This is a genomic window from Mycobacterium asiaticum, from assembly GCF_001673635.1.
In the GTDB taxonomy this organism is placed as follows: domain Bacteria; phylum Actinomycetota; class Actinomycetes; order Mycobacteriales; family Mycobacteriaceae; genus Mycobacterium; species Mycobacterium asiaticum_C.
In genome coordinates, this window is sequence record NZ_LZMH01000014.1 from 15,589 (window position 1) to 34,823 (window position 19,235).

Here is a 19,235-nt window from a genome sequence, read left to right on the forward strand (position 1 = left end):
GTCAGACTGCGTACTACGTTATCTCCCCGTTTCGCCGGTGTCAGCGTCGAACCTAGGTGCGCTTGTCGCCCATATGCATTTTTACGGCGCTGTCGACATTGCCCTTCTTGTCCTCGTCACCGCCCTTGGCCGCAGCCTTCTTGCGTCGGCGTACGACGGTGTCGACCGCACCGTTGAATGCCGAGCCCAGCGGGAAGCCAAGATAGTGGGTGAGGAACAGGGCCATCTCTTTGAGTTCGGTCTCGGTGAGCTCTTCATTGAGAAGTGCTGCGTTGATTTGGATCTCAGCCAGGTCGCGACTGCCGACGGCGGTCACAGCCGTCAGCGTCATGATGCGTTTGTCGCGCATGGACAGCCCCGGGCGGGTCCAGACATCGCCGAACAAATGGTCGACGGTGAGGTCGAAGTACGGATCACCCTCGATGTTGGGCATCTCCCAGCCGTAGACCTCGTTCATCTTCTCAAGGCCCTTGCGGCGCAGTTCGTCCATCACGCCTCCTTCGGTGTGTGCGGTACCCCGAGGCCCGGCGCAAGCCGCTCGAGGGCCAGCTTAGCCAGGGGCAGGTCCACCTGTTCAGACTCGGCCAACGCCAGCGCCAAGCTCAGATCTTTCTCGCCGAGGGCACGGGTGTGCATGAATCCGTCATACAGAAAGTGGCCCGGCTCAAGGTCTTTGGTGTCGTCGCGGTACATGATTGACCCGGCGCCGCCAGTCAGCTTGTCGGTGTGCCGCACCACGTTGCCAAGGTCCTGCAGGTTCAGTCCGGCTGCTTCCGCCAACTTCCAGGCCTCACCGACCGCCGCATAAGTTGTGAAGGTGAGCATATTGCGGGCCACCTTCATCCTGGTTCCCGCGCCGGGAGGCCCGGCGTGCACAACCAATTCCGCCCAGTGTGAGAACGGTTCCTTGACGCGAGCGAACACTTCATCGCTGGCGCCCACCATGGTGGCCAGCTGACCGAAGCGGGCGGCACGCCCGCCACCGCTGATCGGTGCATCGATGACATGGATGTCCTGGGACCGCAGTTCCCGTGCGAGCTCTTCGGCGGTCGTGTCGCTGATCGTCGAGTGAATCGCGACGATGGTCCCCGGCTTGGCGTGCAGAGCCAATTCATTGACTACGGTGCGGACCTGCTCGTCGTTGAGCACTGTGATGCTGATGATGTCGGTGGTAGCTATGTCGGCGAGACCCTCGGCCAGCGTGGCGCCCCGGTCGGCAAACGGCGCCATGGCTTCGGGGCGCACGTCATAGACGATCAAGCCGCCGGGCCAATCCGCCATCTTCTTGGCCATCGGGGCACCGATATTGCCGAGACCGATGTACCCAAGCTTCACGTTATCCATGCGCCGCTCCTCCTCATCGCTTCGCTCCGCATCGTCGCCGGCGGGGGCTCATGCGCCGCTCCTCCTCATCGCTTCGCTCTGCATCATCGCCGGCGGGGGGGGTCATGGCCGGAATATCTGTCCGCCGTCGACGTTGAAGATCTGTCCGGTGATCCAGGACGCCTCGTCGCTGAGCAGGAACAGGCACATGCCAACCACGTCTTGCGGAGTACCCAAGCGCGACAACGGAAGTCCCTTGACGATGTCGTCGACGATCTCTTTAGGCGTCGTGGTGCGGTTGGCCTCGGTGTCGATCGGGCCGGGCGCGATGGCGTTCACCCTGATGTTCTGGCCACCCAGCTCGCGCGAAAGTTGTTGCGTCAGGCCGTTGATGCCGACCTTGGCCAAGCCGTAGTAGTTGGCATACAGATAGGCCGCGGTCGAGGACTGGTTGACGATCGCGCCGCCGCCGCGCTTGGCCATCTTCTTGTAGACCGCGCGGGTGCACCACAACGCCCCATCGAGATTGACGCTCATGAACCGCTTGTAGTACTCGGGGTCCACCGTCAGCAGAAAGTCGATCTTCATGCCGCCGAAGATGGCGGCGTTGTTGACCAGGTAGTCGATGCCGCCGAACTCCGCCAGCGTCCGGTCGGCCATGTCCTTGGCGGAGGCGGGGTCTGAAACGTCAACGGGGACACTGATGGCGGTGCCGCCGTCGGCGACGATCTGCTTGGCCACCCCTTCGGCCGCCTCGGCGTTGATGTCGGCGACCACCACCGCCGCACCCTCGCGCGCCAGTGCCTCGACGTACGCCTGACCGATGCCGCCACCGGACCCGGTGACGATCGCCACCTTGTTTTCGAATCGTGCCACGTTGCGCGCTCCTTCAGTTAGCCGCTGTCGCAATGAGTTTCGTTTCGAGGTACTCCTCGAAACCGGCTAGGCCCATTTCGCGGCCGTTGCCGGACTGCTTGTATCCGCCGAACGGCGCATCGGCCGAGTACCAGACACCGCCGTTGACGTTGATGGTGCCGGCCCGGATGCGGGAGGCGACCGCTGCGGCCCGGTCCGGGTCGGCCCCGTATACAGTTCCGGACAAGCCGTACGGCGAGTCGTTGGTGATGCGTACCGCGTCGTCGTCGCCGTCGTGCGCGATGACCGTCAGCACCGGTCCGAAGATCTCCTCGCGGGCTACCTTGGCGTCGTTGCCCAGGCCCGCGATCACCGTCGGCTCGATGAAGAAGCCGACGTCCCTGCCCTCCGGGCGGCCCCCGCCGCACGCGAAGGTGCCGCCCTCAGTGATCGCCGAATCGAGGTAACCCTGGACGCGATCGCGCTGCCGGGCCGAAATCAACGGACCGCAAATCGTTTTGGGGTTGTTCGGGTCGCCCGCCTTGATGCCTGACATGGTGGCCGCCGCGATGGCGACGGCTTCGTCGTAGCGGTCCCGCGGCACCACCAGGCGGGTGGTGATGGCACATCCCTGCCCGGCATGCATGCACACCGAGAACGCTGCCACCCCCACGGCGCCACCCAGCTCGGCGTCGTCGAGCACCACGAACGCGGACTTGCCACCCAATTCCAAGAAGACCTTCTTGATGGTGGCCGCGCCGTCGCTCATCACGCTGCGCCCGGTGGCCGTGGATCCGGTGAACGAAACCATGCCCACCCGTGGATCTTTGGCCAGTAGCGCGCCGACGCTGTGGTCGCTGGATGTCACGATGTTGACCACGCCCGGCGGGACGTCGGTGTGTTCAGCAATGAGTTCCCCCAGCACCGCTGCGCACCAAGGCGTGTCGGGCGCGGGTTTGAGCACTACGGTGTTGCCCGCGGCCAAGGCCGGACCGAGTTTGGCCAGATTGATCTGGTGCGGGAAGTTCCACGGAGTGATGGCGCCGACGACCCCGACGGCTTCGCGCGCGATGGTCCGCTTGGTGGGGATGCCCATCGGCGCCGCCTGGCCGAGATCCTGGTTCCATTCGTACGACTCGGCGGTGTCCGCGGCGAACGAGAGGTCGTTGACCGGACCCTCGAGCTGGGCCATGGCGGTCAGCATCCGCGGCGCGCCGACCTCGGCGATGGTGATTTCGCGCAGCTCTTCGATGTGCTGCTGCATGGCGTCGCGCAGCTGGCGCACGCAGCGGACCCGCAGCTCGGTGTTGCGGGACCAGTCGGTGTCGTCGAAGGCGCGTCGCGCGGCTTCGATCGCACGGCTCATGTCCCCGGCGTCGGCGTCGGCGGCGACCCCCAGCACCTCTTCGGTCGCCGGGTTGATCGTCGGGAAGGTGCCCGCGCTGCCCTCGGTCAGCTTGCCGTCGATGAACAGCGCGCTAACGCCGTCGGCCAACAACGCCATATTCAGCTCCAATCGAGTGGACAGTTGTCCGATATCACCCGCTGGAACCATAGCCTTCTGGGCCTGCGCGGTGCAAGAGGCGACGTGCCCAGCCACCGTCACCAGCGGCAACAAATACCATTTGACGTGCCAATTCAGCAGCAGGACTTGCCTCTTATCGCGGCGATACTCTAGCTTGGACATGTGTCCAGCGATGCACTGGTTACCGCCAATCCCGAGCCCGGGTCACCGACCGGGCAACCGCCGCGCAACCGACGCCAGGAAGAGACCTTCCGCAAGGTGCTGGCCGCCGGGATGGAGACACTGCGGGAGCACTCGTACAGCGACTTGACCGTGCGGATGGTGGCCGCCCGCGCGAAGGTGGCCCCGGCCACCGCATACACCTACTTCTCCTCGAAGAACCATCTGATCGCCGAGGTCTACCTCGATCTGGTCCGGCAGGTGCCGTACTTCACCGACGTCAACGAGCCGATGCCCGATCGGGTGCATCAGGCGCTGCGTCACCTGGCGCTGGTGGTAGCCGACGAACCCGAGGTCGGCGCGGCCTGCACGGCGGCGCTGCTCGGCGGCGGACCGGATCCTTCGGTGCGCGCGGTGCGCGATCGCATCGGCGCCGAAATCCACCGCCGCATCGCCTCGGCCATCGGACCGGGCGCGCAGCCCGGCTGCGCCGCGGCGCTGCAGATGGCGTTCTTCGGGGCGCTCGTGCAAGCCGGTAGCGGCGAGTTGACCTATCACGAGATAGCCGACCGGTTGGCCGATGTGGCGAGCCTGATCTTGGCCGGCGCCGAGCAGAAAGCCCAGGGTGCCCAATGACCGTCCATGTCGGAGATTCCGAACTGGTCCTGGATCCCTACAGTTACGACTTTCACGAGGATCCGTATCCCTATTACCGGCGGCTGCGTGACGAGGCGCCGTTGTACCGCAATGAGGCGCTGGGGTTTTGGGCGGTGTCCCGCCATAGCGATGTGCACCAGGGATTCCGCAACAGCACCACGCTGTCCAACCGCGACGGGGTTTCCCTGGACCCGGTGTCGCGCGGCCCGCACGCGGCAAAGACGATGTCGTTCCTGGCGATGGACGACCCGGCGCATCTACGGCTGCGGACGTTGGTGTCAAACGGCTTCACGCCCCGCCGGATTCGTGAACTCGAACCCCGCGTGACCGAGCTCGCGGTGCAGCATCTGGACGTGATGCTGGAGCGCGCCGGCGACGGAACGGTCGACTACGTCGCCGAATTCGCCGGCAAGCTGCCGATGGACGTGATCTCCGAGCTGATGGGCGTGCCCGTTGCCGACCGCGACCGCATTCGGGCGATGGCCGACGGCGTGATGCACCGCGAGGACGGGGTCAACGACGTACCCGCCTCGGCGATCGAGGCGTCGATCAACCTGATCGTCTACTACCAGGCAATGATCGAGGAGCGTCGCAAAAAGCTGACCGATGACCTGACGTCGGCGTTGCTGGAAGCCGAGATCGACGGTGACCGCCTCACCGATGAAGAAGTACTGGGCTTCATGTTCCTGATGGTCATTGCCGGCAATGAGACGACCACCAAACTGCTTGCCAACGCCGCTTTTTGGGGTCACCGCAATCCCGAGCAGCTGGCTCCGCTGTACGACGATCTGTCCCGGATTCCGCTGTGGGTCGAGGAGACCCTGCGTTACGACACGTCCAGCCAGATCCTGGCCCGTACCGTTTCAGGTTCGCTGGAGCTCTACGACACCGTCATTCCCGAGGGCGACGTGCTGTTGCTGCTGCCGGGATCCGCGCACCGCGATGAGCGGGTGTTCGACAGCCCCGACGACTATGTGATCGGTCGCGAGATCGGCTCCAAATTACTCAGTTTCGGCAGCGGTGCACACTTCTGCCTGGGCGCCCACCTGGCCCGGATGGAAGCCCGCGTGGCGCTCACCGAACTGTTCAAGCGAATCCGTGGATACGAAGTGGACGAGGCCAGCGCCGTCCGCGTCCACTCGAGCAATGTCCGCGGGTTCGCCCACCTACCGATCCACGTGGAGGCCAGGTAATGCCCCGGTTTGACCCCCTGCCAGAGCGCCGCCCCGCCATCGTGGCCGGCGCATCGTCAGGCATCGGCGAGGCCACTGCCATCAAGCTTGCGGCGCACGGGTTTCCGGTCGCGCTCGGTGCGCGTCGGATTGAGAAGCTCAATGACATTGTCGGAAAGATCAACGCCGACGGCGGCGAAGCGGTCGGCTTCCACCTGGACGTCACCGACCCGAACTCGGTGAAATCCTTTGTGGCTCAATCGGTCGAGGCGCTCGGGGAGATCGAGGTGCTGGTGGCCGGCGCGGGCGACACGTACTTCGGCAAACTCGCCGAGATCTCCACCGACGAGTTCGAGTCGCAGCTGCAGATTCACCTGGTCGGGGCCAACCGGCTGGCCACCGCCGTGCTGCCGGGCATGCTCGATCGCCAGCGCGGTGACCTCATCTTCGTGGGTTCGGATGTGGCGCTGCGCCAGCGCCCGCACATGGGTGCCTACGGCGCAGCCAAGGCCGCACTCGTCGCGATGGTCACCAACTTCCAGATGGAACTCGAGGGCACCGGCGTCCGCGCATCGATCGTGCACCCCGGTCCGACGAAAACATCGATGGGCTGGAGCCTGCCCGCTGAGAAGATCGGTCCCGCACTGGAGGACTGGGCCAAGTGGGGCCAGGCCAGGCACGACTACTTCCTGCGCGCGGCGGACCTGGCCCGTGCGATCACGTTCGTCGCCGAGACGCCGCGGGGTGGCTTCATCGCGAACATGGAGCTTCAGCCCGAAGCGCCGTTGGCCGACAAGAAGGATCGCCAGAAGTTAGCACTGGGCGAAGAGGGGATGCCGTCATGACGTCAACAGCAGTAGTGCCCCGGGTTTCCGGCGGCGAAGAGGAACACGGCCATCTCGAAGAGTTCCGCACCGACCCGATCGGGCTGATGAAGCGGGTCCGCGACGAGTGTGGTGACGTCGGGTGGTTCCAGCTCGCCGACAAGCACGTGATCCTGCTCTCCGGCGCCGGCGCGAACGAGTTCTTCTTCCGTTCCGCCGACGAGGAGCTGGACCAGGCGGCGGCTTATCCGTTCATGGCACCGATTTTCGGCAAAGGCGTGGTGTTCGATGCCAGCCCCGAGCGGCGCAAGGAGATGCTGCACAACTCGGCGTTGCGCGGTGAGCAGATGAAGGGCCACGCCGCGACCATCGAGGGCGAAGTGAAGCGGATGGTCGCCGACTGGGGCGACGATGGCGAAATCGACCTGCTGGACTTTTTCGCCGAATTGACCATCTACACCTCCACGGCGTGCCTGATCGGGCTGAAGTTCCGCAATCAGCTGGATTCCCGGTTCGCGCACTACTACCACGAGCTGGAGCGCGGCACCGACCCGCTGTGCTACGTCGACCCCTACCTGCCGATCGAGAGCTTCCAGCGGCGCGATCAGGCTCGCAAGGACCTGGTGGCGCTGGTTCAGGAGATCATGCACCAGCGGGTTGCCAACCCGCCCAAGGACAAACGCGACCGCGACATGCTCGACGTGCTGGTGTCGATCAAGGACGAGGAGGGCAATCCGCGGTTCTCGGCCGACGAGGTCACCGGCATGTTCATCTCGCTGATGTTCGCCGGGCACCACACCAGTTCTGGCACCTCGGCGTGGACATTGATCGAGCTGATCCGCCATCCGGAGGTCTACGCGGAGGTGCTCGCCGAGCTCGAGGAGCTCTACGCCGACGGCCAGGAGGTAAGTTTCCATGCGCTGCGCCAGATTCCGAAGCTGGACAACGTGGTCAAGGAGGCGCTGCGCCTGCACCCCCCGCTGATCATCCTGATGCGGGTCGCCCAGGGCGAGTTCGAGGTGGAAGGCTTTCCCATTCACCCCGGCGATTACGTCGCCGCGTCCCCGGCCATCTCCAACCGGATTCCCGAGGACTTTCCCGACCCGGACGCATTCAACCCGGACCGCTACAACAAGCCCGAGCAGGCCGACATCGCCAACCGGTGGACCTGGATTCCGTTCGGTGCGGGCCGGCACCGTTGCGTCGGCGCCGCCTTCGCGACCATGCAGATCAAGGCGATCTTCTCGGTGTTGTTGCGCGAGTACGAGTTCGAGATGGCCCAGCCCGCCGACAGCTACCGCAACGACCACTCGAAGATGGTGGTCCAGCTGGCCAGGCCGGCCAAGGTGCGGTACCGCAAGCGCGGCGCCTGAAGGAGGGCAGCTGATGGGCTTTCGCATCGAAGTCGATCTGGATCTGTGCCAGGGCCACGCCATGTGTGAACTGGAAGCACCGGATTACTTCCGGGTGCCCAAGCGCGGCAAGGTCGAGATCGTCGACCCCGAACCCCCCGAAGACGCCCGCGACGAGGTTGAACGCGCGGTCGAAATGTGCCCCACCCAAGCACTATTCATCAAAGAGAAGGAAGACTGAGGACAATGGCGTCTTTCGAACGTGCGGAACTCGACGAATGGGTACAGTCCTGGCTGCAGGCCAACAAGGACTGCGAGCAGGCCGGTGACTGGAAACCGCTGGCCGACTTCTACGCCCCCGACGCCACCTACGGCTGGAACATCGGGCCCAAGGAAGACGTGATGTGCGTGGGTATCGACGAGATCCGCGACATCGCGCTGGGCCTGGAGATGGAGGGGCTGGAGAATTGGCAGTACCCGTACCAGAAGGTCCTCGTCGACGACCGTCAGGGCGAGATCGTCGGCTTCTGGAAGCAGGTCGCGCTCGACGGCGAGAGCGGGCAGGAAGAGATCTACGGCATCGGTGGCAGCTGGTTCCGGCTCAACGCCGACAAGCTCATCGAGTGGCAGCGCGACTTCTTCGACTTCGGCCACGTGCAGGCGCTCTACCTGAAGCTGATGAAGGCCGGGAAGCTGTCTGCGGGCATGCAGAAACGGATCGAACGGAGCCTCGCTGGGGAGAAATTGCCTGGTTACTACCCTTTGGGCCAGGCCCCGGTACCGATCTGGTGAGCCGGTCCCAAGCCTGGACCCGGCACCCAACCAAGCGTTTGATACGTTGCACGCGCTATGCTGACGCAACAAGGGTGCCTGTGGCACTCATCACCACCGCTGCCCGGCACCAAGTCAGGCACTTCCAATTCAAAGGCGAAATGGGGTCAGGTCCATCGTGAAGACAAAAGGCGCACTGATCTGGGAATTCAACCAGCCGTGGTCCATCGAAGAGATTGAGATCGGCGACCCCGTCAAGGACGAGGTCAAGATCCAGATGGAAGCGGCCGGGATGTGCCACTCCGACCACCACCTGGTGACCGGCGGCATCCCGATGGCCGGCTTCCCGGTGCTCGGCGGGCACGAGGGTGCCGGAATCGTCACCGAGGTCGGCCCCGGCGTCGACGACATCGCCCCCGGCGACCACGTCGTGCTGTCGTTCATCCCGTCCTGTGGCCAGTGTCCGACCTGTCAGGCAGGCATGCGCAACCTCTGCGACCTGGGCGCCGGACTGCTTGGCGGTGCGGCGGTGAGTGACGGCTCCTTCCGCATCCAGGCCCGCGGCCAGAACGTCTTCCCGATGACGCTGCTCGGCACGTTCTCGCCGTACATGGTCGTGCACCGCAGCTCGGTGGTGAAGATCGACCCGTCCGTTCCGTTCGAGGTGGCCGCGCTGGTCGGCTGCGGCGTCACCACGGGCTACGGCTCGGCCGTGCGCACCGCCGACATCCGCCCGGGCCAGGACGTGGCCATCGTCGGTGTCGGTGGCGTCGGCATGGCGGCCCTGCAGGGGGCGGCCGCGGCCGGTGCCCGCTACATCTTTGCCATCGACCCGGTGGAGTGGAAGCGCGATCAGGCGCTGAAGTTCGGCGCCACGCACGTCTTCCCTGACATCAACGCCGCGCTGATGGGCATCGCCGAGGTGACCTACGGCCTGATGGCTCACAAGGTGATCGTGACCGTCGGTGAGCTGCACGGCGCCGACATCGACAACTACCTGAACATCACCGCCAAGGGCGGCACCTGCGTGGCGACGGCCATCGGCAGCCTGCTGGACACCAATGTGACGCTGAACCTGGCGATGCTCACGCTGATGCAGAAGAACCTGCAGGGCACCATCTTCGGCGGCGGCAACCCGCAGTACGACATCCCGCAGCTGCTGGCGATGTACAAGGCCGGCAAGCTGAACCTGGACGACATGGTCACCACCCAGTACCGCCTGGAGCAGATCAACGAGGGCTACCAGGACATGCTGGACGGCAAGAACATTCGCGGCGTCATCCGCTACACAGACGCAGACCGGTAGACCCGCGGGGACAAGCCGGGTCGCGGGTGGCCGGGTTTCCGCACCTGTTGGCGCCGGGACGCATCGGCGCCATGCCGGTGCGCAACCGGGTGGTCATGTCTCCGATGGAGACGATGTACGGCACCGAAGACGGGCTGCCCTCCCAGCGCACCCGTGACTACTTCGCCGCCCGCGCCCACGGCGGTGTCGGCCTGATCACATTGGGCGCCACCGGGGTTGACCATCGCCACCCTGAGACGCCCGGCGGCCTGCACCTGGCCACGGACGCGGCCGTCGACGCGCACCGCGCGCTGGTGGACGTGGTGCACGAACACGGGGCGAAGATCCAGCCGCAGATCGTGCACGCCGGACCCGACGGGCTGGGTCCGGAAATGTTCGGCGTCACCTCGCTTGGCCCGTCGGTGATTCCGTCGTATCTCACCGGCCGTCCGTCGGCGGAGATCACCGCGGATCAGCTGGTCGAGGTGCTGGACTTGTTCAAGGCTGCGGCACGGCGCGCCGTCGAGGCGGGCTACGACGGTCTCGAGCTGCATGCCGCGCACGGCTACATGCTGCTGGGCTCTTTCCTTGCCCCACAGCGCAATCGGCGCACCGATGAGTACAGTGGACACTCGGCGCGCGGGCGATTGCGGATCGTGCTGGAAGCGCTGGCCGCGATCCGGTCCGAGATCGGCGACGCGCTGCCGATCACGCTGCGCATATCCGGGTACGAACGGGTCGCCGGCGGGCGGCCGATCTACGAAACCGCTGCAGCGGCAACCGAACTCGTGGCCGCCGGGGTGGACGCGTTCCACGTCAGCGGCGGCGTCATCGATCGCCTCGTCACCGGGATGGTCAACGGCGCCGACGACGGGGACGCGGTGAACGTCGGCGCCGCAGCGGCGGTCAAGCAGGTGGTCGACGTGCCGGTGATCGCCGTCGGGCGTATCCACGATCCCGTCCGCGCCGAGCAGATCCTGGCCGATGGCCGCGCCGACTTCATCGCGATGGGCCGTCCGCTGCTCGCCGACCCCGAGCTGCCGCGCAAACTCCGGGCCGGGCAGGCACATCGGGTGCGTAAGTGCATCTCGTGCGAAAACTGCATCGACGCAATGGAACAACGGTTTTCGGTCGACTGTGCCGTCAATCCGCGCACCGGCAAGGAGCGCGAACTTGCGGCACCGCGGGCGGTTCCCGCCAAGCGGGTGGTGGTGATCGGCGGCGGGCCGGCGGGGTTGGAGGCCGCCCGGGTGGCCGCGGAACGTGGGCACCGGGTGACCCTGTTCGAGGGTGCCGGCCAGCTGGGCGGCGCGTTGCGCTGGGCCAGCGTTCTGCATCCGGAGAACCAGCCGTTCCTGCGCTATCTGTGCGATGAAATCAAGCTCGGCTCGGTGGAAGTGCAGCTGGGACAAAATGTCTCGGCCCAAGACGTGGTTGCCGCGGCCCCTGACGCGGTGGTGGTGGCCACCGGGGGTCGCGTCGCGGTGCCGGATGTCCCGGGGGCTGACCTGCCGCACGTGCTCACCGGGCCGGGCCTGCGGGAGCTGGGCGGACGGTTGGTGGGCGGTCGGCGTCAGCGGTTGATGCGCCCAGCCGCGGTGCGGGCGGCGACCCGGGTGTGGTTGCCGGTGGGTCGGCGAGTCGCGATCATCGGTGGTGACCTGGTGGCGCTCGAACTCGCCGAGTTTTTGGCCCGGCGCGGCCGGCTGGTCGCGATTGTGGAGTCGGGCAAAGACATCGCACCCGAGATCGGTAACAAGCGAAAGACCGAGCACATGGACCGGCTGGACCGCCTTGGTGTGACGGTGCACGTTCGCGCCGCCGTCGAGCGGATCACGCGAAGCGCGGTGGTGTTCACTCCCGCCGGCGGGACGGTCCGCCAGCTGGCCGCGGACAGCGTCGTGCTGGCCGGCACGGTCGAGCCCGACACCGCACTGTTCGATGATCTGGTTGCGGCCATGCCGGGCGTCGAGGTGCACGCCGCCGGCGACTGCACTGGTTTGGGCCTGATCCGCAAAGCCACCGAAGAGGGCGCCCGCGCCGCGTGTGCCATTTAGAAAAGGAGACAACGCAATGACACAAACCGTCGAGTCCCCGGCATTGACGGCCTCGCAATCGTCGTGGCGGTGCGTGCAGGCGCACGATCGCGAGGGTTGGCTGGCGTTGATGGCCGATGACGTGGTGGTCGAGGACCCGATCGGCAAGTCGGTCACCAACCCCGATGGCACGGGCGTGAAGGGCAAGGAGGGTGTCGCCACCTTCTACGACACCAACATTGCGGCCAACAACCTGACCATCACTTGCGAGGAGACCTTCCCGTCCAGTTCGCCGAACGAGATCGCTCATATCCTGGTGCTGGACAGCAAGTTTGAGGGTGGCTTCACCAGCAGCGTCCGCGGGGTGTTCACCTACCGTGTGAACGATGAGGGCCTGATCGCCAACATGCGCGGGTACTGGAATATGGAGATGATGAAGTTCGGGCAGGAGTAGCCCCGCGCGAGCAGACGCTAAATCCCCCGACACGCCGCGCGTGCGGGGGCTTTAGCGTCTGCTCGGCCGGAGAAACTAGCCGATGCGGCCGATGCCGGTGATGTTGCCCTGCATGATCTTGTTGCCCATCAACACCATCGACGACGTCTGAATCGGGTCGCTGAGGATGGTCGCCGATTTGGGTTGCTGATGCAGCAGTTGGCCGTTGTTGGGGTCGACGACGCTGTAGGCGAACAGGTCCGCCGGTGTCGTCTGGTCGAATCCGATCCGGGTGATGGTGTAGATCAGGCCGTCGCCGGTGGACAGGTGCGGCAGGGCCGCGCTGCGAACCTTGCTCTCCCACACCGTGTGACAGCCGGGACCGGGGTTGTTCATGTCCACCCGGGTCATGCCGCCCACAAAGGGCGCCGTTGGCGGCACCGCCGGGCCGGCACCGGGCGGGACAGCCGGATAGGGATAGCCGTAGGTGCTGGCGATGAACATCGAATTACCCACGCCGATCGGCGAATTCTCACTGCCGGGGCCGCCGAGCGTCAGCACCGTCTGCTGACAAAGCAAAGCGCCCGTTCCGGATTGATAGACCATCGCGTGCACCTGTGGCTCGGCGTTGTCCACGATCGTCACATATTCCGCGCCCGTCGGGCCGAAATATGTTGGTGTGGAGCCGGTTCCCCAGCTGAGCTGACCAGGCTTGCGGGCGGGTCCGCGATCGTAATTCTGACTCCACAGTACTTGCGGATTGCCCATGCCGTTCAGGTTGATCTCGTAGAGAGCGAACGTAGTGGCGACCGCGACGCGGTTCTGCGGTGACGCCGAAATGCTGTTCGCCACTTGCTGTCCGGCGGGCAGCTGGAGGCTCGCGACACCACCGCCGGCCTTGGCCACTCCCACCACGCCGTTTCCGGTGGCGAACCAGACGTTGCCGAGGTAGTCGGGGACGACGCCCACCGAGCTGTCGCCGGGCGGTATCACGCCGGAAAGGTCGGTGGACTCGGTTATGAAGAGGTGCCAGCGGCCCCGCTCGTCGCGGGCATGAGCGATGCGCAGCAGGTGGTTGGTGCCGTCGATCAGCACCATTTGATTGTTGTTGTCCAGGTAGGCATAGACCCCGCCCAACAGACCGCCCTTGGCGATGTCCATGCTGGCCAGCGGAATGATCTGCGGGACAATGCCGCCGGGATCGATCAGGTGCAGCACCGGGGCTTGCGCGGCGATCGTGGTGCACAACGCCAGCACCAGCCCGTCAGTGCCTTGGGTGATCGTCGGGCATGCGGCCAGCAACGGAAATGCCAGGACTGGGACCAGGCGGGCACCCGGGCCGGGCAGCGGGCCGGCATCGGCCGACCCCGCGTCGTTGTGCATCGACGCGAGGCCGTTGGGGGCCATGAAAGGATTGGGCGGCCCCAGCGGCCCGAAGGCGTCGGCGGCGCGCGCGGGTGTGACGGCAGGCAGGAACGATACAGCGCACGCGGTCAGCAGTGCCAGCGGAATCGCCAGCAGTGCCTTCGGACATCGCGCCAAGTCGCCCTCCAGTGAATTGGGGTCACATCGGAGTGTGGCGGCCATTGAGAACGACATGGCAACAGTCCGTTAACGATTCGGTGTCCCCGTCATATGGAATCCGGGACGTACACGCCGCTGCCCTGTGCCATGGCCACTAGAGTCTCGTAAGCGATCCAAACGAATCCGTCTCTGCCCCAACGCTTACCGAAACTGTTCTGCACCCGCACCGCACCGGTATGTGGGGCGTAGGCATCGTCGTAGGCGGTGATGAGCATGACGTGGCCGGCCTTCTTACCCTCCTTATCACGCATCCAGTTGCCGTTACCGACGTAGGCCGACGGCGCGCCCCGGTAGTGCGGGAAGTCGGTGTACAGGTAGGTGCCGAAGGCGATGGGCATGCCGTGTGCGATGACGGTTCGCAAGTTGGCCAAGCCATTTGGGCCGGTGATCTTCATCAGCTTCCACTCCGGGATCCGGAAGGCCGGGTTCGGGCCGATCGTCCGAGCACCGTAATCCGACCAGTTGGCCTCACACGAGCTTTGGGACCGCTGACGTCCACGATTCGGGGCCGCGGCCAGCGACGGGGTTCCGCCGTTGTCGCGAAGCCAGTTGAGGCACTTGACGATCTGGCCGCCGCGGCAGGTGGGCTCGCTGAGTTGAATCGACTGCTGATACCTGATGTAGGCGTAGTCGGGAGCGGCCTGCCGGTCTGCGGTGATGGGCGGGATATTGCTGTGCCGCGCGGCGTAGAACGTGGCCAGACCGTAAACGGTGGCCCACACGAAGCAGTTCGGCATGGTCTGCCGACCCACCGGGGGCAACCAGTCCGTTTTGACCGAGGCGGCGGCCGGCACCTCGCGCAGCGGCCGGGGTGGTTCGGGAACACCGGGCTCGGGTACATCCGGATCGTAGCCATACGAGGTGAGCTGATACGGCTCCTCGTCGGCGGTGCCGCAGGCGGGCAGGGCCGCGGTGAGCGCGCCGGCGGCGGCGAGCGCAAGGATCGAACGCCTGCCGATCCGCGCATTCATGCCGACGACCTTATTCGCTGGGGCCGTCCGGGCGAACCTATGCTTGAGCCATGGCGTCGATCTTCACCAAGATCATCAACCGTGAGCTTCCGGGCCGATTCGTCTACGAGGACGACGACGTCGTCGCGTTCCTGACCATCGAACCGATGACGCAGGGCCACACCCTGGTGGTGCCCCGCGAGGAGATCGATCAGTGGCAGGGCGTGGAGCCCGGGGCGTTCAACCGGGTGATGGCGGTGAGCCAGCTGATCGGCAAGGCGGTCTGCAAGGCATTCCAGGCCGAGCGCGCCGGGCTGATCATCGCTGGACTGGAGGTGCCGCACCTGCACGTCCACGTCTTCCCCACCCGCAGTCTCGCCGACTTCGGCTTCGCCAACGTGGACCGCAACCCGTCGGCGGAGTCGCTGGACGACGCTCAGGCCAGGATCAAGGCGGCGCTGGAACAGTTGCGGTGAGTGCCAGCGGCGATTAGCCCACCTGCGCGGGCACGTCGCTGACGCGCGGTAGCGCGACCCGGAAGCAGCACCCTTCACCGGGTGCGGTGGTCACCGTCACCCGGCCACCATGTGCTTTCACCAGCGAGTCGACGATCGACAGCCCCAGCCCGGTACCGCCGCTGGCCCGTGCCCGGGACGCGTCGGTGCGATAAAAGCGTTCGAAGATGCGCTCGGCATCCTCCTGAGTCATCCCGGGGCCCTTGTCGGCAACCTCAAGGATCGCGTCCTCCCCCGCGGTGCCCACCCGCACCGTGATGTCGGCGCTGGTCGGGGTGTGCTGGATGCCATTGGCGATCAGGTTGCCCAATACCTGCCGTAGTCGCGGCTCGTCACCGAACACCTCCGGGGTGCCGGGGCCGTCGAAGACTTCCATGATGATGGTGCGGTCGGGGTCCATCGCCCGACCGTCATGCACGGCGTCGCTGGCCAGCGCCAGCAGGTCCACTTGATGGTGTTCCAGCGGCCGTTGTACGTCCAGGCGGGCCAGCAGCAGCAGGTCGTCGACCAGCAGGCCCATCCGGCTGGCCTCGCTCTCGATGCGGGAAAGCAGCATGGAAACGTCCCGCGCGGCGCCCTGCCGGTACAACTCCGCGAAACCGCGGATGGTGGTCAATGGCGTACGCAATTCGTGGCTGGCATCGGTGATGAAGCGCCGCATCCGCTCCTCCGAGCTGCGCGCCGTTGCCGCCGACGATTCGGAGGCGGCCAGCGCCTTCTGGATCTGGGCCAGCATTCCGTTGAGCGCCAACGAGAGTCGGCCAACCTCGGTGCGGGGATCGCGTTCGGTGACACGTCGATCCAACTGCCCGGAGGCGATCGCCGCGGCCGTCTGTTCGACTTCGGACAACGGTTGCAGGCTGCGATGCACCACGACGAAGCCGGCGATACCGACCACCACCAGCACCCCGGCCCCGATCCCCGCCTGCAGCAGCATCAATGACCGCATCGTGTGGTCGACGTCGGACAGGTCGATCGCCACCGTGGTCAGCCCACCCCGCGGCCCGCGCACGGTGACCGCGCGCCACTCGATCGACGAGCCGCTCACCGAAGGCAGCGTCGTCGGGTCGGGCCCTACGTCATTGTCGGGCGGCAGGGCCGGCTCGGCATTGCGGTCGTTGATGGCCGTCATGGTGTGGCCGTCGGGGTCGACCGCCCGCACATAGAACTTCGAGGGCGGCCGGCCCGGCCCCGGCCCTTCCCCGTTGGACACCGTGTGCCGCCACGGAGCCTGCGCCCAGGTGCGGGTGGCGTCCATCAGCGTCGAGTCGATCCGGCTGACCAGGCTGTGCCGCAGGATCGAGGTGACGGCCAGGCCAGAAACCAGCAGCCCAACCAGCACCAGCACCAGGGTGGCCGCGACCAGGCCTACCCGCAGCGGCACGCCGCGTCGATACCGGTTGGCCATCTCGCGTCGGCTTAGCGCGGTTCGCGCAACACGTAGCCCACGCCACGCAGCGTATGCAACAACCGCTTCTCTCCCGTGTCGATCTTGCGGCGCAGATACGACACGTAGGACTCGACGACGTTGACGTCACCGCCGAAGTCGTACCGCCAGACGTGGTCGAGGATCTTGGGCTTGCTCAGGACCGTGCCGGCGTTGATCACGAAGTAACGCAGCAGGGTGAATTCGGTGGGCGACAACGAAACCGGTTGACCGGCTTTCCACACCTCGTGGGTTTCCTCGTCGAGTTCGATGTCGGCGAAGGACAACCGCGAATTGCGCGGTTCGTTGCTGCTGCCCTTGCCGGCCCGCCGCAAGATCACCCTTAGCCGGGCGACGACCTCTTCGAGGCTGAACGGCTTGGTCACGTAGTCGTCACCACCCAGGGTTAGCCCAGCGATCTTGTCCTGCAACGAATCTCGGGCGGTCAGAAATAGGGCGGGGGCGTCGATACCGTCGGCACGCATGCGCCGCAGCACCCCGAAACCGTCCATTCCTGGCATCATCACGTCGAGGATCACCGCGTCGGGCCGGGATTCCCGGGCACGGTCCAAGGCCTGGGCACCGTTGGCGGCGGTGAGAACCTCGAATCCCTGGAATTTCAGGCTTACTGAGAGCAGTTCGACGATATTGGCTTCGTCGTCGACGACGAGGATGCGCGCCTCGGGTTTGGTCGTCTCGGCCGTATTGCTCAGTGTCATGAGGCCTTTACCTCCACCCGAACTTGTGTGTTAGCTCTGCAATCATTGAAAACTTCCTGAGAGGTCGTTGCAAGTCGACTGCTAGCAGTCTGCCAGGAGTCAACGAATTCGCTTGGACCCGCAGGGGGTTTTCCGGGCCAGACGTGAATAGACTCACAGAATGAACCTCGGCAAAGCCATCGTTGAGCTTGCGACCGCGCCGGCGCGCACCGGGCTTGCTGCCGCGGAGGCAAGCCTGAATCTCGCCGGCGCCGCAGTGGGTCTGGCCAAGCAGGCGCTCGGCGACACCAGCGGTCCGCGTGGATCCAACGCCATGGCGAACATGTTGGGCATCGACGACGCCCTCGCCCGGGCCAACCGGTTGGCCCGGCTCCTCGACGACGACATGCCGCTGGGACGCGCGGTGGCGCCCAACGGTCCGATGGACCGGATGCTGCGCCCAGGCGGGGTGGTGGACCTGTTGACCTCCGAGGGCGGACTGATCGACCGCCTGACCGCCGAGGGCGGGGGGCTGCAACGAGCCCTGCAGCCGGGCGGGCTGGCCGATCAGTTGCTGGCCAACGATGGTCTGATCGAGCGGGTGCTGGCCGAGGACGGTCTGGCCGACAAGTTGCTCGCCGAGGGCGGCCTGGTCGACAAGTTGACCGCCAAGAACGGTCCGCTCGAGCAACTGGCCGACGTGGCCGACACCCTGGCGCGCCTGGCGCCCGGCATGGAGGCGCTCGAGCCCGCCATCGCGACGCTGCAGGAGGCGGTGATCTCGCTGACCATGGTGGTCAACCCACTGAGCAATATCGCCGATCGGATCCCGCTGCCCGGGCGGCGGCCGCGCTCGACGTCACGGTCGGTCCGGTCGCAGCGGATCGTCGACAGCGACCAGTGACCCGATAGGCTTGCACCGGTTTTCCGGCCTCCTTAGCTCAGTGGTAGAGCACTCGCCTTGTAAGCGAGCGGTCGTCAGTTCAATCCTGACAGGGGGCTCCACCTGCATGTATTGCGTCGGGTGACGCTTAAGTGAGTCCGTCCAAACCGAACAGCAACCCGCTGGCGCCGGGGGTGCCACTGGCGCCCGGGGTAACACCGCCAGGTCCGCCCTTACCCGCGTTGCCGCCGTCGCCGATAAGCACGGCGTCACCGCCGGCCCCGCCAGTACCGCCGGTGCCAAAGCCCTCCCCGCCGGAGCCGCCGGCACCACCGTCGCCGAACAGCCCGGCCTTGCCACCTGCACCACCGGCCCCGCCGGTAGCGGCGCCGAACCCGCCGATGCCGCCCCCTCCGCCATCGCCGGAGAACATGCCCGCATTGCCGCCGGCCCCGCCGGCCCCGCCGATAGACCCGAGGCCGGTGCCCATACCGCCGATCCCGCCGACGCCGCCCGAGCCCCACAGGATGCCGGCGTTACCCCCGACCCCGCCGGCACCGCCACTGGCTCCCCCAGCGTTGGTGCCGACACCGCCGGCACCGCCGGCACCGCCGTCACCGAACAACAGGCTGGCGCCGCCGGCTCCGCCGGCACCGCCCTTACCGCCGGCCAGAATGCTGAGCCCGCCCGCACCGCCGGCTCCGCCCGAGCCTATCAGCCCACCCATCCCGCCGGCCCCGCCGTCGCCGGCGAGTTCTGTGCCGCCATCGCCACCCGCGCCGCCGTT

The 19,235-nt window shown here is 66.2% G+C and carries 18 protein-coding genes, 1 tRNA gene and 2 pseudogenes; 12 read left to right on the forward strand and 9 right to left on the reverse strand.

Annotation, left to right across the window (positions count from 1 at the left end; genetic code table 11):
- Positions 1–52: 52 nt before the first annotated feature.
- The 4 genes and pseudogenes from A5645_RS03970 to A5645_RS03985 all read right to left on the reverse strand — a co-directional run bounded on the left by A5645_RS03970 (position 53) and on the right by A5645_RS03985 (position 3,682).
- Entirely contained in the window at positions 53–490 is a 438-nt protein-coding gene (locus A5645_RS03970; RefSeq protein WP_065128543.1) for a carboxymuconolactone decarboxylase family protein, read from the reverse strand.
- Positions 490–1,356 (reverse strand): annotated as a pseudogene (locus A5645_RS03975) (NAD(P)-dependent oxidoreductase); the annotation flags it as partial. The gene A5645_RS03970 and the pseudogene A5645_RS03975, both read right to left, overlap by 1 nt.
- Before the next feature lie 90 nt (positions 1,357–1,446).
- Positions 1,447–2,199 (reverse strand): SDR family oxidoreductase, encoded by a 753-nt coding sequence (locus A5645_RS03980; protein ID WP_065037895.1) that lies wholly within the window; start codon positions 2,197–2,199, stop codon positions 1,447–1,449.
- Positions 2,200–2,212: 13 nt separating this feature from the next.
- Positions 2,213–3,682, reverse strand: coding sequence for an aldehyde dehydrogenase (locus tag A5645_RS03985; RefSeq protein WP_065128552.1), 1,470 nt, complete (start codon positions 3,680–3,682; stop codon positions 2,213–2,215).
- Positions 3,683–3,865: 183 nt separating this feature from the next.
- Between A5645_RS03985 and A5645_RS03990 the strand changes: the two genes are divergently transcribed.
- From A5645_RS03990 to A5645_RS04030, 9 genes are all read left to right on the forward strand, one after another.
- On the forward strand, positions 3,866–4,498 hold the full coding sequence (locus tag A5645_RS03990) for a TetR/AcrR family transcriptional regulator (RefSeq protein WP_065037896.1): 633 nt from the start codon (positions 3,866–3,868) through the stop codon (positions 4,496–4,498).
- Positions 4,495–5,712, forward strand: coding sequence for a cytochrome P450 (locus A5645_RS03995; protein ID WP_065128545.1), 1,218 nt, complete (start codon positions 4,495–4,497; stop codon positions 5,710–5,712). The genes A5645_RS03990 and A5645_RS03995 overlap by 4 nt, the downstream gene beginning before the upstream one ends.
- Complete coding sequence (locus A5645_RS04000) at positions 5,712–6,536, forward strand: SDR family oxidoreductase (protein WP_065037898.1); 825 nt, start codon at positions 5,712–5,714, stop codon at positions 6,534–6,536. The genes A5645_RS03995 and A5645_RS04000 overlap by 1 nt, the downstream gene beginning before the upstream one ends.
- Entirely contained in the window at positions 6,533–7,888 is a 1,356-nt protein-coding gene (locus A5645_RS04005) for a cytochrome P450 (protein WP_065128546.1), read from the forward strand. The genes A5645_RS04000 and A5645_RS04005 overlap by 4 nt, the downstream gene beginning before the upstream one ends.
- Before the next feature lie 10 nt (positions 7,889–7,898).
- The gene (locus A5645_RS04010; protein WP_081282349.1) at positions 7,899–8,108 is read left to right on the forward strand and encodes a ferredoxin; all 210 of its coding nucleotides are present in this window, start codon (positions 7,899–7,901) and stop codon (positions 8,106–8,108) included.
- A gap of 5 nt (positions 8,109–8,113) precedes the next feature.
- A complete protein-coding gene (locus A5645_RS04015; RefSeq protein WP_065128547.1) occupies positions 8,114–8,659 on the forward strand; it encodes a nuclear transport factor 2-like protein in 546 nt (181 codons plus the stop codon).
- A gap of 157 nt (positions 8,660–8,816) precedes the next feature.
- A complete protein-coding gene (locus A5645_RS04020; RefSeq protein ID WP_065037902.1) occupies positions 8,817–9,944 on the forward strand; it encodes an NDMA-dependent alcohol dehydrogenase in 1,128 nt (375 codons plus the stop codon).
- 26 nt (positions 9,945–9,970) lie between these two features.
- On the forward strand, positions 9,971–11,980 hold the full coding sequence (locus A5645_RS04025; RefSeq protein WP_065128548.1) for an oxidoreductase: 2,010 nt from the start codon (positions 9,971–9,973) through the stop codon (positions 11,978–11,980).
- Positions 11,981–11,996: 16 nt separating this feature from the next.
- Positions 11,997–12,413, forward strand: a complete 417-nt coding sequence (locus A5645_RS04030) for a ketosteroid isomerase family protein (RefSeq protein WP_065037904.1) — start codon at positions 11,997–11,999, stop codon at positions 12,411–12,413.
- 75 nt (positions 12,414–12,488) lie between these two features.
- Here the strand turns inward: A5645_RS04030 and A5645_RS04035 are convergent, their stop codons facing one another.
- Positions 12,489–13,934, reverse strand: coding sequence for a hypothetical protein (locus A5645_RS04035; protein ID WP_065037905.1), 1,446 nt, complete (start codon positions 13,932–13,934; stop codon positions 12,489–12,491).
- A gap of 89 nt (positions 13,935–14,023) precedes the next feature.
- A complete protein-coding gene (locus A5645_RS04040) occupies positions 14,024–14,947 on the reverse strand; it encodes a C1 family peptidase (RefSeq protein WP_065128549.1) in 924 nt (307 codons plus the stop codon).
- A 50-nt stretch (positions 14,948–14,997) separates the two neighbouring features.
- Between A5645_RS04040 and A5645_RS04045 the strand changes: the two genes are divergently transcribed.
- Positions 14,998–15,402 (forward strand): HIT family protein, encoded by a 405-nt coding sequence (locus A5645_RS04045; protein ID WP_065037907.1) that lies wholly within the window; start codon positions 14,998–15,000, stop codon positions 15,400–15,402.
- A gap of 13 nt (positions 15,403–15,415) precedes the next feature.
- Here A5645_RS04045 and A5645_RS04050 read toward each other — a convergent pair whose 3' ends face one another.
- Both A5645_RS04050 and A5645_RS04055 read right to left on the reverse strand, forming a co-directional pair.
- Positions 15,416–16,849, reverse strand: coding sequence for a HAMP domain-containing sensor histidine kinase (locus A5645_RS04050; protein WP_065037908.1), 1,434 nt, complete (start codon positions 16,847–16,849; stop codon positions 15,416–15,418).
- An 11-nt stretch (positions 16,850–16,860) separates the two neighbouring features.
- Positions 16,861–17,586, reverse strand: a complete 726-nt coding sequence (locus A5645_RS04055; RefSeq protein ID WP_065037909.1) for a response regulator transcription factor — start codon at positions 17,584–17,586, stop codon at positions 16,861–16,863.
- 160 nt (positions 17,587–17,746) lie between these two features.
- Between A5645_RS04055 and A5645_RS04060 the strand changes: the two genes are divergently transcribed.
- Positions 17,747–18,469, forward strand: a complete 723-nt coding sequence (locus tag A5645_RS04060) for a hypothetical protein (RefSeq protein ID WP_065037910.1) — start codon at positions 17,747–17,749, stop codon at positions 18,467–18,469.
- A 26-nt stretch (positions 18,470–18,495) separates the two neighbouring features.
- Positions 18,496–18,570, forward strand: a tRNA-Thr gene (locus A5645_RS04065).
- 26 nt (positions 18,571–18,596) lie between these two features.
- On the opposite strand, the pseudogene A5645_RS28050 reads toward A5645_RS04065, so the two are convergent.
- A pseudogene (locus tag A5645_RS28050) lies at positions 18,597–19,235 on the reverse strand (PE family protein); the annotation flags it as partial.

Bases quoted from the DNA above. Each gene is read 5' to 3' on its own strand.
- A5645_RS03970 (WP_065128543.1), bottom strand. From the start codon at position 490: ATGGACGAACTGCGCCGCAAGGGCCTTGAGAAGATGAACGAGGTCTAC.
- A5645_RS03985 (WP_065128552.1), bottom strand. From the start codon at position 3,682: ATGGCGTTGTTGGCCGACGGCGTTAGCGCGCTGTTCATCGACGGCAAG.
- A5645_RS03995 (WP_065128545.1), top strand. From the start codon at position 4,495: ATGACCGTCCATGTCGGAGATTCCGAACTGGTCCTGGATCCCTACAGT.
- A5645_RS04000 (WP_065037898.1), top strand. From the start codon at position 5,712: ATGCCCCGGTTTGACCCCCTGCCAGAGCGCCGCCCCGCCATCGTGGCC.
- A5645_RS04005 (WP_065128546.1), top strand. From the start codon at position 6,533: ATGACGTCAACAGCAGTAGTGCCCCGGGTTTCCGGCGGCGAAGAGGAA.
- A5645_RS04015 (WP_065128547.1), top strand. From the start codon at position 8,114: ATGGCGTCTTTCGAACGTGCGGAACTCGACGAATGGGTACAGTCCTGG.
- A5645_RS04030 (WP_065037904.1), top strand. From the start codon at position 11,997: ATGACACAAACCGTCGAGTCCCCGGCATTGACGGCCTCGCAATCGTCG.
- A5645_RS04040 (WP_065128549.1), bottom strand. From the start codon at position 14,947: ATGAATGCGCGGATCGGCAGGCGTTCGATCCTTGCGCTCGCCGCCGCC.
- A5645_RS04045 (WP_065037907.1), top strand. From the start codon at position 14,998: ATGGCGTCGATCTTCACCAAGATCATCAACCGTGAGCTTCCGGGCCGA.
- A5645_RS04050 (WP_065037908.1), bottom strand. From the start codon at position 16,849: ATGGCCAACCGGTATCGACGCGGCGTGCCGCTGCGGGTAGGCCTGGTC.
- A5645_RS04055 (WP_065037909.1), bottom strand. From the start codon at position 17,586: ATGACACTGAGCAATACGGCCGAGACGACCAAACCCGAGGCGCGCATC.
- A5645_RS04060 (WP_065037910.1), top strand. From the start codon at position 17,747: ATGAACCTCGGCAAAGCCATCGTTGAGCTTGCGACCGCGCCGGCGCGC.